Source organism: Mycobacterium sp. (genome assembly GCF_050700595.1).
Lineage (GTDB): Bacteria > Actinomycetota > Actinomycetes > Mycobacteriales > Mycobacteriaceae > Mycobacterium.
In genome coordinates this window covers 23,892-36,829 of sequence record NZ_JBOHHI010000070.1, presented here as the reverse complement: position 1 = coordinate 36,829, position 12,938 = coordinate 23,892, and the positions used below count along the sequence as shown (strand labels likewise).

15 protein-coding genes and 1 pseudogene are annotated in these 12,938 nt (G+C 66.4%); 8 read left to right on the top strand and 8 right to left on the bottom strand.

All coding sequences use genetic code 11. The features are described 5' to 3' along the window. Nucleotides 1–345 (top strand): annotated as a pseudogene (locus ACRDTL_RS07185) (transposase); the annotation flags it as partial. An 18-nt stretch (nt 346–363) separates the two neighbouring features. Here ACRDTL_RS07185 and tatB read toward each other — a convergent pair. The 4 genes from tatB to sigE all read right to left on the bottom strand — a co-directional run bounded on the left by tatB (nt 364) and on the right by sigE (nt 3,624). Beyond that, on the bottom strand, nt 364–762 hold the full coding sequence (tatB, locus tag ACRDTL_RS07180) for a Sec-independent protein translocase protein TatB (RefSeq protein ID WP_431506020.1): 399 nt from the start codon (nt 760–762) through the stop codon (nt 364–366). Next, nucleotides 763–2,265, bottom strand: coding sequence for a serine protease HtrA (gene htrA / locus ACRDTL_RS07175; RefSeq protein ID WP_431506019.1), 1,503 nt, complete (start codon nt 2,263–2,265; stop codon nt 763–765). It lies immediately after the preceding gene. Between the two features lie 75 nt (nt 2,266–2,340). Beyond that, nucleotides 2,341–2,733, bottom strand: a complete 393-nt coding sequence (rseA, locus tag ACRDTL_RS07170; protein ID WP_431506018.1) for an anti-sigma E factor RseA — start codon at nt 2,731–2,733, stop codon at nt 2,341–2,343. Nucleotides 2,734–2,850: 117 nt separating this feature from the next. Then, the gene (gene sigE, locus ACRDTL_RS07165; RefSeq protein WP_431506017.1) at nt 2,851–3,624 is read right to left on the bottom strand and encodes an RNA polymerase sigma factor SigE; all 774 of its coding nucleotides are present in this window, start codon (nt 3,622–3,624) and stop codon (nt 2,851–2,853) included. A 188-nt stretch (nt 3,625–3,812) separates the two neighbouring features. Between sigE and ACRDTL_RS07160 the strand changes: the two genes are divergently transcribed. The 6 genes from ACRDTL_RS07160 to ACRDTL_RS07135 are packed head-to-tail and all read left to right on the top strand — an operon-like array spanning nt 3,813 to nt 9,110. After that, entirely contained in the window at nt 3,813–4,481 is a 669-nt protein-coding gene (locus ACRDTL_RS07160) for an O-methyltransferase (protein ID WP_431506016.1), read from the top strand. Between the two features lie 50 nt (nt 4,482–4,531). Beyond that, on the top strand, nt 4,532–5,170 hold the full coding sequence (locus ACRDTL_RS07155; RefSeq protein ID WP_431506015.1) for a TetR family transcriptional regulator: 639 nt from the start codon (nt 4,532–4,534) through the stop codon (nt 5,168–5,170). Then, a complete protein-coding gene (locus ACRDTL_RS07150) occupies nt 5,160–6,095 on the top strand; it encodes an ATP-binding cassette domain-containing protein (RefSeq protein WP_431506014.1) in 936 nt (311 codons plus the stop codon). The genes ACRDTL_RS07155 and ACRDTL_RS07150 overlap by 11 nt, the downstream gene beginning before the upstream one ends. After that, the gene (locus ACRDTL_RS07145) at nt 6,092–7,738 is read left to right on the top strand and encodes an ABC transporter permease (protein ID WP_431506013.1); all 1,647 of its coding nucleotides are present in this window, start codon (nt 6,092–6,094) and stop codon (nt 7,736–7,738) included. Before ACRDTL_RS07150 ends, ACRDTL_RS07145 begins: the two co-directional genes overlap by 4 nt. Before the next feature lie 9 nt (nt 7,739–7,747). Then, a complete protein-coding gene (locus ACRDTL_RS07140) occupies nt 7,748–8,422 on the top strand; it encodes a methyltransferase family protein (protein ID WP_431506012.1) in 675 nt (224 codons plus the stop codon). Between the two features lie 16 nt (nt 8,423–8,438). Beyond that, nucleotides 8,439–9,110, top strand: a complete 672-nt coding sequence (locus ACRDTL_RS07135) for a methyltransferase family protein (RefSeq protein ID WP_431506011.1) — start codon at nt 8,439–8,441, stop codon at nt 9,108–9,110. Between the two features lie 93 nt (nt 9,111–9,203). On the opposite strand, the gene glgC is transcribed toward ACRDTL_RS07135, so the two are convergent. Then, the gene (glgC, locus tag ACRDTL_RS07130) at nt 9,204–10,418 is read right to left on the bottom strand and encodes a glucose-1-phosphate adenylyltransferase (RefSeq protein ID WP_431506010.1); all 1,215 of its coding nucleotides are present in this window, start codon (nt 10,416–10,418) and stop codon (nt 9,204–9,206) included. A gap of 121 nt (nt 10,419–10,539) precedes the next feature. On the opposite strand from glgC, the gene glgA reads away from it, so the two are divergent. Next, the gene (glgA, locus tag ACRDTL_RS07125; protein ID WP_431506009.1) at nt 10,540–11,703 is read left to right on the top strand and encodes a glycogen synthase; all 1,164 of its coding nucleotides are present in this window, start codon (nt 10,540–10,542) and stop codon (nt 11,701–11,703) included. Nucleotide 11,704: 1 nt separating this feature from the next. Here the strand turns inward: glgA and ACRDTL_RS07120 are convergent, their stop codons facing one another. The 3 genes from ACRDTL_RS07120 to ACRDTL_RS07110 form a co-directional block, all read right to left on the bottom strand. After that, complete coding sequence (locus ACRDTL_RS07120) at nt 11,705–11,872, bottom strand: DUF3117 domain-containing protein (protein WP_003406247.1); 168 nt, start codon at nt 11,870–11,872, stop codon at nt 11,705–11,707. Between the two features lie 169 nt (nt 11,873–12,041). Further along, nucleotides 12,042–12,611: a DNA-3-methyladenine glycosylase I gene (locus tag ACRDTL_RS07115; protein ID WP_431506008.1), complete on the bottom strand. Its 570-nt coding sequence runs from the start codon at nt 12,609–12,611 to the stop codon at nt 12,042–12,044. After that, nucleotides 12,608–12,934 carry a DivIVA domain-containing protein gene (locus tag ACRDTL_RS07110; RefSeq protein WP_431506007.1) on the bottom strand — a complete coding sequence of 109 codons (327 nt, stop codon included), beginning with the start codon at nt 12,932–12,934 and terminating at the stop codon, nt 12,608–12,610. The genes ACRDTL_RS07115 and ACRDTL_RS07110 overlap by 4 nt, the downstream gene beginning before the upstream one ends. Between the last annotated feature and the right edge of the window lie 4 nt (nt 12,935–12,938).

Genomic DNA, 12,938 nt, shown 5'->3' with positions numbered 1-12,938 from the left:
GGGTTACACGCCGACCGCGACATCACCTCGGCGATACTGGCGGCCTGCGTGGAGCTTTCCGATCCCGATGATCCGCACACCGCTCGAGTCGACTACACGCTTGCCCACGCCCTGCGGGCGTGGCTGGCCTCCCAGCAAGAGTGGGAGGGCTCAGTCAACCGGCACCAGCCACCAACACCACCAGATGGTGTTGGACCGGCCAGGACCGGCAGCCACCAATATCACCCGGTGGCCCCTGCTGAGCAAGCAGCACTCGGCCCACCCCCGAACAGACCAGCGCGCAAACGTGGACGTCGCGGGACCAGCCGAAAACAACCAGACCCCAAGCTGATTGGCGCTGCATGACCCACTACGGGTCAACTCTTAGGTCGCGTCGGTGTCGAACGGCGGCGGCGCGGGCCCGGTGGGCGGAGATTCCGGCGCGGCGAAAGAGGGGGCGGCAGGCTCCGGAACAGCCTCCTCCGCCCGGTCGAACCTGCCGGTGAACAACGAGTCGTCGCCGTCGAAAAGGTGCTTGGTCAGCGCTGCGCGCGGCGTCATACCGCGGAATTTCTGCAGCTCACTCAGCGGTTCCCGCAGTTCGTCGAACTCTGGCCCGATATCCTCGCGCAGCTGGGTCGTCATCGCACCGAGGTAGTCGCGCAGCTGACGCAGCGCGTCGGCGCTCCACCGGATCGCACCCGGGAGACGCTCGGGGCCCAGGATAACCAGCCCGACCACCACGAGCACCAGCATTTCCCCCCAGCCGATGTTGGCGAACATCTAGGTGGTGTCCGGACCCGGTGTCACCGTCAACGTGACGTGCCGGCCGTCGCGCACCACCTCGATCGGCGCCGCCTTACCGACGGTCAGCTGGCGGACCGCGACGATGAACTCGTCGGCGTCGGCAACCTTGCGGTCACCGACCTTGACCACCACATCGTTCTCCAGGATGCCGCCCTTTTCGGCGGGGCTACCCACCTTGACGTTCTTCACCAGCGCACCCGAGGCGATCGAATTGCTCACCGACTGGATGTTCACCCCCAGCGTGGGATGCACGATCTTGCCGTCTTTGATCAGCGTCTGGGCCACCAACTTCGCCTCGTTCACCGGGATCGCGAAACCGAGCCCGCTGGCACTGTCGGACAGCGACTTACCGGCCGTGTTGATACCAATCACCTGGGAATCCATGTCGATCAACGGCCCACCGGAATTCCCATGGTTGATCGACGCGTCGGTCTGGACGGCGTCGATGACGGTGTCCGTATCCGAGTTCTCACCCGACAACGGAATTGGCCGGTGCAGCGCGCTGATGATGCCGTGCGTCACGGTGCTGCGCAATCCCAGCGGCGCGCCGGCCGCCAGAACCTCATCGCCGACCCGCACCTTGTCGGAGTCGCCGAGCCGGGCCACCGACAAATTGTCGACGTTGTCGACCTTGAGGACGGCCAGGTCGGTCTTGGGGTCGCGGCCGACCAGGTTGCCGGGTACCTCCTTGCCGTCGTTGAACACCACCGTGGTCTTGTACTGGCTGGGGTTGGTGGCGGCCTCCGAGATGACGTGGTTGTTGGTGACGATGTAACCGCTGCCGTCGATCACCAGCCCGGAGCCTTGCATGCCCTCCTGGTCGCTGACCGACTCGACTGTCACGACCGAGTCGGCCATCGCAGCGGCCACCTTGGCGAACCGCCCGGCCGGCTCTTGGCCGTTACCGGTGGTGGACAGCGTCACCCTTGACGTGGTGAACGCCTGCACAACCTCGGCGGTCTTGCGTCCGACCACACCACCGACCAGGCCGATCAGCAGCGCAATGACAGCCAGGATGGCCAGCGCCAGGTAGGAAACCCGGCCGCCGAACAGCACGTCACGTACCCCGAGCCGGTCGCGTAGCCCGCCGGCGCCGGCCGGCGCGGCGGCGGACAACGCCGGGCCGCCCAACGCTGCGGCCGCTCCCGGGTTGCGCCACGGGTCGTCGGGCTCTTGCGGCTGGTCCTTGTCCTTTTCGGCGTCGAGCGCACCGGCGTCGGTCGGGTGGCGCTGCAGCGACTCGACGCCCGGAAACGGGCGGCCGAAGGCGTCGGCGAGCAGCGGGTCGGCCGACTCGTCGTGCGGGGTGAACTCGCCTTCGTTGCGGTACTTCTGCGGCCGGACGCGCTCGGCGACGAAAGAGCCCTGCACGCCGTCGGGCCTGCTGAATGTCTGGCGCGCCGCGGGATCAACCGCCGGCCGCGATACGGGTCGTGGCGCCAAGCGGTGGCCGCCGTACTTGTCCTGGTCGGAGGTCACGTCATCCTCTTCCGAACGCTGGAGAAAACGCGCGCTATGAGCACGAGCACGGCGTCGGGCACCGGCTGATCCAGCCTACCGGCGCTTACGGCGGTCACGCGCGCTGCCGTCAGCTAACTGATCGGACATGCCCCCCGGATCGTCGGGCGCCGCGTCCGGAATTTGCGACAGCATTCCGAGCAGCGTACTGGGGATCCTAATCGGGCTGGAGTCGCGCAGTGCGGCGCGCGCTCGGCCCTGATCCTCCACTTCGGCAGCGCATTGCGCGCATAGCGATAGGTGGTGTGCGGCACGCAGGTGCGCATTCATCCGCAACTCCCCATCGACGAATGCCGCGATGGCCTCGGTAGACAGGTGCTCGGTGGAACCGAACTGGCGGGGCGTGCCGACCGGCGCATCGCTTTGCGAGGCAAATTGGGATGGGAGCCAGGAGAACGCACGGCGGAAGACATGTCCCCGCTCGACCATCGCCCGCTCCTCTCGGTGTCAGCGTTCGGCGTGCCCTGGACTACTTCAGCATTACTTCGAATGTAGCGCGCTGCGCGGCGCACAACACCAGTGAACAGCCACGAGGCCGACCCTGGCTTACGCCACGCCGCCCGGCGTGCCGACGCGACGGGACGGCACAGCCTGCCCGGAGTGGGCTGCCAGATAGTCGCGCAACGCCTGTCGCCCCCGGTGGATGCGGCTGCGTACGGTGCCTAACTTCACGTCCAGCGTGGCACCGATCTCCTCATAGGACAGACCCTCGATGTCGCACAACACCACTGCGGCGCGAAACTCCGGCGGCAGCGAATCCAGCGCGGCCTGCAGGTCAGGCCCCAGCCGCGCGTCGTGGTAGATCTGCTCGGGGTTGGGTTCGTCGGCAGGCACCCGGTCGTAGTCCTCGGGCAATGCCTCCATCCGCACCCGGCCGCGCCGGCGCACCATATCGAGGAAGAGGTTGGTGGTGATGCGGTGCAACCAGCCTTCGAATGTTCCCGGCTGATAGTTCTGCACCGACCGGAATACCCGGATGAAGGTCTCCTGGGTGAGGTCTTCGGCGTCGTGCTGGCTGCCGGAGAGCCGGTAGGCCAGCCGGTAAACCCGGTCGGCGTGTTGACGCACCAATTCATCCCAGGACGGCATCGTCGCTTTGTCGCCGGTCGCGTCGAAGACCGCGGTGCCATAAGGCTCGTCGCATGGTTCGACCCAGTCCGCATCGCGATAGCGGTCGGGATGTGACATGCTCGCTGGGCTCGTCAGGGTGGTGATGGTCGGATCCTCCGGATTGATCTTACGGACGTCGGGCAAAGCGTCATCGCTCGCAACGCGAAGGGCGCCATCGCTATTCCCGGCCCGGCACTCACCGCGTTCCATGCAGCCACCGTCGCGTATCGGCTTGTGGTCGGTATGTGATCCGACTGAACATTCACTGAGAAACCCGGCTGTCACTCTCCTAGCTGGGCTTTCCCGCCGCGTGGTGACATTTATCGCCTTTGCCGCCGTGGCGTGTCACCGGGCGCGCCTGCCCCGCTACCGGTGGGGTTGGTTTTACGCTGCGGGGCATGGCCAGCACCGACCACACACCCGGCCAGGCGGCTTCGACCAGTCGGGCCGCCGCCATTTACGCCCATGCCGAAGGGTCGATCTCCGAGGACGCGATCCTGGCGGCCGCCCGCGACCGTGCCGTCGACGTCGGCGTCGGCGCGATCAGTCCCGCGGTCGGCGCACTGCTGAGCCTGCTGGCGAAACTGTCCGGCGGCAAGGCCGTCGTCGAGGTGGGCACCGGCGCCGGGGTCAGTGGACTGTGGCTGCTGTCGGGAATGAGCGACGACGGAGTGTTGACCACGATCGACATCGAGCCCGAACACCAGCGGATCGCCAAGCAGGCATTCACCGACGCCGGCGTCGGACCGTCCCGGACCCGGCTGATCAGCGGCCGTGCGCAGGAGGTGCTGACCCGCCTCGCCGACGAATCCTATGACCTCGTGTTCATCGACGCCGACCCGATCGACCAGCCGGAGTACGTGGTGGAGGGCGTGCGGCTGTTGCGTGCGGGCGGGGTCGTTGTTGTGCACCGCGCTGCGCTGGGCGGCCGGGCCAATGATCCCGCCGCACACGACGACGAGGTGGTCGCGGTGCGCGAAGCGGCGCGATTGATCGCCGAGGACGAGCGGCTCACCCCGGCGTTGGTGCCGCTCGGCGACGGTCTGCTGGCCGCCGTGCGCGACTAGTTACTGCGCAAGACTTGACCTCGACTGAACGTGCGTTTAACATACTGAACATGCGTTCAGCTGATTTGACCGCAGCGGCCCGGATCCGCGATGCCGCGATCGAGCAGTTCGGGCAGCACGGCTTCGAGACGGGCCTGCGAGCGGTGGCCGAGGCTGCCGGAGTGAGTGCAGCACTGGTCATTCACCACTTCGGCTCCAAGGAAGGTCTGCGCAAGGCCTGCGACGAGTACATCGCCGAGGAGATCCGCAGCGGTAAGTCAGAGGCGATGCGGTCCAGCGATCCGGGTACCTGGTTCGCGGCGATGGCCGAGATCGAGTCGTATGCGTCGCTGATGGCCTACTTGGTTCGCACCATGCAATCGGGCGGTGAGCTGGCAACCACGTTGTGGCGCAAGATGATCCAGAACGCCGAGGAGTATCTCGACGAAGGTGTTCGAGCCGGCACGCTCAAACCCAGCCGAGACCCGAAGGCTCGGGCCAAATACCTGGCAATCACGGGCGGCGGCGGCTTTCTGCTGTATCTGCAGATGCACGAGAACCCCACGGACTTGCGTGAAGTATTGCGCGACTACGCCCGCGACATGGTCCTCCCGTCCCTCGAGATCTATACCGACGGCCTGATGGCCGACCACACCATGTACGACGCCTTCCTCGCCAAAGCAGAACAAGGAGAAGCCAATGCCAGCTGACCAAAGCCAGGCGCCCATCGAAATCCGCGATCTGACCAAGAAGTTCGGCGCGGTCCGGGCGCTGGACGGTCTTGATCTGACCGTTCGAGAGGGCGAAATACACGGCTTCCTCGGACCCAACGGCGCCGGTAAGTCCACCACGATCCGGATCCTGCTGGGTGTGGTAAAGGCCGACGCCGGCACCGCGCGGTTGCTCGGCGGAGACCCGTGGAAGGACGCCGTCGAGCTGCACCGTCAGATCGCTTATGTGCCAGGCGATGTGACGCTGTGGCCCAATCTCACCGGCGGTGAGACCATCGATCTGCTGGCGCGGATGCGCGGCGGTATCGACGAGAAGCGCCGGGCGGAGCTGATCGAACGCTTCGACCTTGACCCGCATAAGAAGGCGCGCACCTACTCCAAGGGCAACCGTCAGAAGGTCTCCCTGGTTTCAGCGTTCTCGTCGCGGGCACGGCTGCTGCTACTCGACGAGCCGAGCAGCGGTCTGGACCCGCTGATGGAGAACGTATTTCAGCAGTGCGTCGGTGAAGCGCGCGACTGCGGCGTGACAGTCCTGTTGTCCAGTCACATCCTCGCGGAAACCGAGGCGTTGTGCGAACGGGTGACCATCATCCGGGCCGGCAAGACCGTTGAGAGCGGCTCGCTGGATTCGATGCGCCACCTCAGCCGCACGTCGATCAAGGCCGAAATAATTGGTGATCCAGGTGATCTCACCCAGATCAAGGGTGTGGAGGACGTCAGCGTCGACGGCAACACGCTGCGTGCCCAGGTCGACAGCGCGAGCCTGGGCGAACTGATCAGGGTGCTCGGCGATGCGGGGGTGCGCAGCCTGATCAGCCAGCCGCCCACCCTGGAGGAACTCTTCCTGCGCCATTACGGCGCCGACGGTCAGGCGGCAAACACCGAACAGCAGGTGCCGGCATGAGCCGCACCGCCACAGCGGAGCGGCCATACCAGCCCGCCCACCAAGCGCCAGAACGCGGTTCGAACTTCTCCGGCGCGCTGGGAATGCTGCGGCTCTATCTACGCCGCGACCGGGTCGTGTTGCCGCTGTGGGTGCTGCTGCTGTCGATGCCGCTGGCCACCGTGTACGTCGGAAGCGTCGAGAAAATCTATGCGGATCAGGCCGCCCGTGCCGCGTTCGCGGCCACGATCATGGCCAGCCCGGCCCAGCGAGCGCTCTACGGCCAGATCTACAACGACAGCCTCGGCGCCACCGCCATCTGGAAGGCCGGGATGTTCCACCTGCTCATCGCGGTGGCCGTCATTCTCACCGTGATCCGCCATACCCGCGGCGACGAGGAGACCGGCCGCACTGAACTGATCAACTCGACCATGGTGGGCCGGTACGCCAGCCTGAGCGCGGCCCTGCTGCTGTCGTTCGGGGCGTCGATCGCCACCGGCGCCATCGGTGCGGCCGGACTGCTGACCACCGACGTCTCGCCAGGCGGGTCGCTGGCATTCGGGGCGGCGCTGGCCTGCTCCGGCCTGGTGTTCACCGCGGTGGCCGCGATCGCGGCACAACTCTCCTCCAGCGCCCGGGTCGCCCGCGGTGTCGCGTTCAGCGTGCTGGCGGCCGCATTCACGCTGCGCGCCGTCGGTGATGCCGGCTCCGGCGGGTTGTCTTGGCTCTCCCCGCTGGGCTGGTCCCTGCAAGTCCGCCCGTATGCCGGCGACCGCTGGTGGGTGCTGACGTTGCATCTGGCAACAACGACGGCCCTTACCGTGCTCGCCTACCTGCTGCTCGCTCGCCGCGACGTCGGCGCCGGGTTGATCGCCGAGCGCCCCGGCCCGGGCACCGCCGCGCCGATGCTGCGGGGCGCCGTCGGGTTGGCGTGGCGGCTGGACCGCGGGTCGCTGCTGCTATGGACAGTGGGTCTTTGCCTCTACGGCTTGCTGATCGGCAGCGTGGTGCACGGCATCGGCGATGAGATCGGCAGCGACTCGGCGCGTGACATCGTCGTACGGATGGGCGGCACCAGCGCGTTGGAGCAGGCCTTCATCGCGGTGGCGTTCGTCATGCTCGGCATGGCGGCTGCCGCGTTCGCCGTTTCACTAACCCTGCGGCTACACCAGGAAGAGAGCAGCCAGCGCGCCGAGACGCTGCTGGCCGGTGCGGTGGGCCGAACCCGTTGGCTGGCAACACATCTGGTGATAGCACTGGCGGGATCTGCGGTCGTGATGCTGATTGCCGGGCTGGCCGCCGGCCTTACCTACGGCGTCGCGGCCGACGACATCGGCGGCAAGCTGCCTTCGGTGGTCGGCACCGCAGCCGCACAGCTACCTGCCGCTTGGCTGCTGGCCGCTGTGACGGTCGCACTGTTCGGTCTGGTGCCGCGGTTCACCCCGGTGGCGTGGGCTGTGCTTGTCGGCTTCGTGGCGTTGTACCTGCTGGGTTCGTTGTCGGGCTTTTCGCAGTGGCTGCTGGACCTCGAACCGTTCGCGCACATCCCGCGGGTGGGCAACGGCGACTTCACCGCGGTTCCGCTGCTGTGGCTGCTGGTAATCGATACGGTGTTGATTACGCTGGGAGCCACCGCGTTTCGGCGTCGCGATCTGCGGTGTTGAGGAGGTGTCATGAAAACCCTTGGCAAAGCGCTCCTGTCGGGTGCCTTAGGCCTTGTCGCCTTCGGGTTGATGTTGTTTTGGCCGGCCGGGACGTTCCATTACTGGCAGGGGTGGGTGTTCGTGGTCGTGTTCACCCTCTCCACCTGGATTCCCACCCTCTACCTCATCCGCACGAACCCGGCCGCCCTGGAGCGGCGGATGCGCGCGGGACCCCTCGCAGAAGCCAGAACGCTGCAGCGGCTCATCATCTCGGTCGCGTTCGTGTCGCTGCTGGCGATGATCGTGTTCAGCGTCTTCGACCATCGCTTCGGCTGGTCTTCGGTGCCGGCGGCGGTCTGCCTGGTTGGCGATGTCCTGGTCGCGCTCGGACTGGGTGTGGCCATGCTGGTGGTCATCCAGAACAGCTATGCGGCTGCCAACGTCACGGTTGAGGCTGACCAAAAGCTCGTCTCCACCGGCCTGTATGGGCTGGTACGCCATCCGATGTACACCGGCAACGTCATCATGATGGTGAGTATCCCGCTCGCGCTCGGCTCCTACTGGGGACTTGTCTTCGTCATCCCGGGGTTGATCGTGCTCGCGGTGCGCATCCGCGACGAAGAAGAGCTACTCGGACGGGAGTTGGCCGGATACACCGATTACACGCGGCGGGTTCAGTACCGGTTGGCCCCCCACCTGTGGTAGTCGAAAGAAACGGATCATGAAGATCATCCTTCAAACCGTGGGTTACGGATCCATCGCCGTGGTCGTGTTCGGCCTGCTGTTGTTCTGGCCGGCAGGGACTTTCGACTACTGGCAGGCATGGGTGTTTCTCGCCATCTATGCCGCGGCGGTCGGTTCCAGCATCTACTGGGGCACCAGGAACCCGGCCGTCCTGCAGCGGCGGCTCCATGGCGGCCCGGCAGCCGAAACCCGCGTCGCGCAAAAGCTCGCTATCACAGGCTTGTTCACGGCGTTCGCCGCCTTGCTCATCGTCAGCGCGCTGGACCATCGGTTCGGGTGGTCGACCCTGCCGGCCGCCGTGTGGGTGGTCGGCGATGTCCTGGTGGCGGTCGGCTTGGGCGTCGGCATCCTGACCGTCGTAGAGAACAGTTACGCCGCTGCCAATATCACCGTCGAGGCGGAGCAGCGCGTGATTTCCACCGGGCTGTACGGGTTTGTTCGGCACCCGATGTACTTCTCCCTGGTGATCGTGATGGTCGGCATTCCGCTGGCGCTCGGTTCCTACTGGGGTCTGGCGGGCTTGGTCGTCGGCCTGCCCTTCCTTGCACTGCGTATCGAAGACGAGGAGAACATGCTCGAACACGAGTTGGCTGGCTACCCCGAATATGCGCAGAAAGTGCGCTATCGGTTGGTGCCATTCGTCTGGTGACGACGGAACTTCCCCGCGAGCGTGTGCTAAAACGGCGAGTAGCCCGGCGAGTCGACCGGGGACACGCACGCTCGAGGCAGAGGTGACCACGGCTTAGATCCACACGCCCTTGCCCACGGCGACCACTCCGCCGGCACTGATCGCGAAGCGTTCCCGATCCTTCTCTAGATCCACCCCGACCATCTCACCGGGCCCGACAACGACGTTCTTGTCCAGGATGGTGTGGCGCACCACCGCGCCCCGGCCCACCCGAGTGCCCGGCATGATCACGCTGCCCTCCACGATGGCGCCGTCGTCGACGACGACGTTGGACGACAGCACCGAGTTACGCACGGTCGCCGCCGAGATAATGCTCCCGGCGCCGACCACCGATTCCTGCGCCGAGCCCCCGTTGACGAACTTGGCCGGCGCCAGGTTTTCGGTCGCACCATGAATCGGCCAGCGCCGGTTGTACAAGTTGAACACCGGATGCACCGACACCAGGTCCATGTGCGCGTCGTAGAACGCGTCCAGCGTGCCGACGTCTCGCCAGTAGCCACGGTCGCGGTCGGTTGCGCCGGGTACCTCGTTGTCGGAGAAGTCGTAGACCGCGGCCATCCCGTCGGTCACCAGCCGCGGGATGATGTCGCCGCCCATGTCGTGATCGGAATGATCGTTCTCGGCGTCGGCGCGGATCTCGTCGATGAGCACCTTGGTGGTGAAGATGTAGTTGCCCATCGACACGAACGTGGACTCGGGATCGTCGGGAGTCCCGGGCGGCTCGATCGGCTTCTCGACGAAGCTACGGATCCGGCGGGACTCGTCGGCGTCCAGGCAACCGAACGCGGTAGCCTCCGCACGCGGTACCCGGATGCCGGCCACCGTCGCCCCGGCTCCGCTGTCGATGTGGAACCGGACCATCTGCTCGGGGTCCATCCGGTAGACGTGGTCGGCGCCGAAAACCACGATGTAGTCCGGATCTTCGTCGAAGATCAGGTTGAGCGACTGATAGATGGCGTCCGCGGAGCCGGTATACCAGCGCGGGCCTAGGCGCTGCTGCGCGGGAACCGGGGTGATGTAATCACCGGCCAGGCCGCTCAACCGCCAGTTCTGCGAGATGTGGCGGTCCAGCGAATGCGATTTGTACTGAGTGAGAACACAGATCCGCAGGTATCGGGCGTTGACGAGGTTGGACAGCACGAAGTCGATCAGCCGGTAGGCGCCGCCGAAGGGAACCGCGGGCTTGGCGCGGTCCGCGGTCAGGGGATACAACCGCTTACCCTCGCCGCCGGCCAGGACAATGCCCAGCACGTGTGGCGCTTCCCTCATGGCTCAAACCTATCGGCCGCCGCGAACCACTGCCAGGACAATCATGCGATTTGTCGGTGTTCTGACGGACTGTCCGTCAACGTATTTGGCCCCTCTGACCCCGGTTGCTACGGTGCCGGGTATGCGGGTGGCGATGATGACTCGAGAGTATCCGCCGGAAGTCTACGGCGGCGCCGGAGTACACGTTACCGAGCTGGTCGCGCAACTGCGGAAGCTGTGCCGGGTCGACGTGTACTGCATGGGCGCGCCGCGGCCGGACGCGTTCGCGTATCAGCCCGATGCGCGGCTGCAGGGCGCCAACCCGGCGCTGTCGACGTTGTCGTCGGATCTGCTGATGGCCGACGCCGCCGGACAGGCCAGCGTTGTGCACACCCACACCTGGTACACCGGCTTGGCGGGGCACCTGGCCGCACTGCTCTACGACATCCCGCATGTGCTGACCGCGCATTCTCTGGAGCCTTTGCGGCCGTGGAAGGCCGACCAGCTCGGCGGTGGTTACCGGGTGTCGTCGTGGGCGGAGCACACCGCGGTGACCGCTGCGGCGGCCGTCGTCGCCGTCAGCTCGGGCATGCGCGAGGACGTGCTGCGCGTCTATCCGAGCCTGGACCCATCCCGGGTGCACGTCGTGCGCAACGGCGTCGACACCGACGTGTGGTACCCGGCCCAACCCTGGGCCGGTGAGTCGGTGTTGACCGAGCTGGGAGTCGACCCGGAGCGGCCCGTGGTGGCGTTCGTCGGGCGGATCACCCGCCAGAAAGGTGTTGCCCATCTGCTCGCGGCCGCACACCGGTTCAGCCCCGGCGCACAGCTGGTGCTGTGTGCCGGAGCGCCCGACACTCCCGAGATCGCCGCTGAAGTGACCGTTGAGGTCGCTGAACTGGCCGACCAGCGCACCGGCGTGTACTGGATCCGGGAGATGCTGCCGATCCAGCGATTACGCGAAATACTCACGGCCGCAACAGTTTTTGTCTGCCCTTCGGTGTATGAGCCGCTGGGCATCGTCAACCTCGAGGCAATGGCCTGCGGAACCGCGGTGGTGGCCTCCGATGTCGGCGGCATACCCGAGGTGGTCACCGATGGAGTCACCGGTTCGCTAGTGCATTACGACGCCGACGATCCCGCCGACTACCGCGCCGGCCTGGCCGACGCGGTCAATGCCCTGATTGCCGACCCGGAGAAGGCGAAGCGATACGGGCAGGCCGGACGCCAGCGTTGCATCACCGAATTCTCCTGGCCGCATGTCGCCGGGCAGACGCTGGACATTTACCGCAAAGTGTGTACGTAGCTCAGCTGGTGACACCCTTGAGTTCGTCACCGAGCGCGGCGGCTTCGTCGGGAGTCAGTTCGACGACGAGTCGACCACCGCCCTCCAGCGGTACCCGCATCACGATGCCGCGCCCCTCCTTGGTCGCTTCCAGCGGACCATCACCGGTCCGGGGCTTCATCGCCGCCATCGAGTGCTCCCTCCGGGTTCCTGCTGGTCCGCAGTCGCGGACCTGGTCGGCGCCGGGCATGCCCCGCAGGCGTCATAGCCGGCGATGAACTGCCACGTCACCCTCCCATTGTTCCCTATCGCAGTGTCGCGGGTGCACAAGACCCGGGTGGATGGGTTGCCGCCGCTTTTCACCGGGCTATCGACGGCACCCAGCAAGTGCGCAAGTGGTCGTCGACCATCCCGGTGGCTTGCATCAAGGCGTAGGCGGTGGTGGGTCCGACGAATCGGAACCCGCGCCGCTTCAATTCGCGTGCCATGGCGCTGGACTCGGCAGTCGCCGCGGGGATTTCGGAGGCGTCGGCGGGCCTTAGCGAGACTGGCCGGGGCGGTGGCGCGAACGACCACAGCAACTCGGAGAGGTCGACATCGGCGGCGGCACGCGCGTTGGCAATCGTCGCCTCGATCTTGGCGCGGTTGCGCACAATTCCGGCGTCGGCCATCAGCCGGGCCACATCGGCCTCGGTGTAGCGGGCGACGGATTCGATGTCGAACCCGCAAAACGCGCGACGGAAATTCTCCCGCTTGCGCAGGATGACCAGCCAGGACAGGCCGCTCTGAAACGCCTCCAGGCTCATCCGCTCGAACAACGCCACCGCGCCGGTCAATGGTCGTCCCCACTCCTGGTCGTGGTACTCGCGGTAGAGGTCAGTACTCGCCCAGGAGCAGCGGATCAGCCCGTCGTCGGGCTGCGCGGTCACGCCGGGTCCTGGGCGTCCGCGGCATCGCCGGCGCCGTGATCATCGGCGCCGTTTGCCAACTGGCCGCGCAGCAGGTCGAGTTCCCGGCCGAGCCGGTCCAGCACCCAGTCCACCTCGCCGGTCTTGTATCCACGCAGCACCTGAGTGAACTTCACCGCGTCGACGTCGGCACCGGTGACGCCGGAGGCCGGCAGCACTGTCGCCGTTGTCCCCCGGGGCAGCGGCGGCAGCTGCTCACCGCGGCCGAACAGCATGCTGGCCACGCCGAACAGCACGATCGAAATCAGGACCAGTACCACCAGGTACAGCAATACCAATGCCACGTCC

Bases quoted from the DNA above. Each gene is read 5' to 3' on its own strand.
- tatB (WP_431506020.1), bottom strand. From the start codon at position 762: ATGTTCGCCAACATCGGCTGGGGGGAAATGCTGGTGCTCGTGGTGGTC.
- rseA (WP_431506018.1), bottom strand. From the start codon at position 2,733: ATGGTCGAGCGGGGACATGTCTTCCGCCGTGCGTTCTCCTGGCTCCCA.
- sigE (WP_431506017.1), bottom strand. From the start codon at position 3,624: ATGGAACGCGGTGAGTGCCGGGCCGGGAATAGCGATGGCGCCCTTCGC.
- ACRDTL_RS07160 (WP_431506016.1), top strand. From the start codon at position 3,813: ATGGCCAGCACCGACCACACACCCGGCCAGGCGGCTTCGACCAGTCGG.
- ACRDTL_RS07155 (WP_431506015.1), top strand. From the start codon at position 4,532: ATGCGTTCAGCTGATTTGACCGCAGCGGCCCGGATCCGCGATGCCGCG.
- ACRDTL_RS07150 (WP_431506014.1), top strand. From the start codon at position 5,160: ATGCCAGCTGACCAAAGCCAGGCGCCCATCGAAATCCGCGATCTGACC.
- ACRDTL_RS07145 (WP_431506013.1), top strand. From the start codon at position 6,092: ATGAGCCGCACCGCCACAGCGGAGCGGCCATACCAGCCCGCCCACCAA.
- ACRDTL_RS07140 (WP_431506012.1), top strand. From the start codon at position 7,748: ATGAAAACCCTTGGCAAAGCGCTCCTGTCGGGTGCCTTAGGCCTTGTC.
- ACRDTL_RS07135 (WP_431506011.1), top strand. From the start codon at position 8,439: ATGAAGATCATCCTTCAAACCGTGGGTTACGGATCCATCGCCGTGGTC.
- glgC (WP_431506010.1), bottom strand. From the start codon at position 10,418: ATGAGGGAAGCGCCACACGTGCTGGGCATTGTCCTGGCCGGCGGCGAG.
- glgA (WP_431506009.1), top strand. From the start codon at position 10,540: ATGCGGGTGGCGATGATGACTCGAGAGTATCCGCCGGAAGTCTACGGC.
- ACRDTL_RS07120 (WP_003406247.1), bottom strand. From the start codon at position 11,872: ATGGCGGCGATGAAGCCCCGGACCGGTGATGGTCCGCTGGAAGCGACC.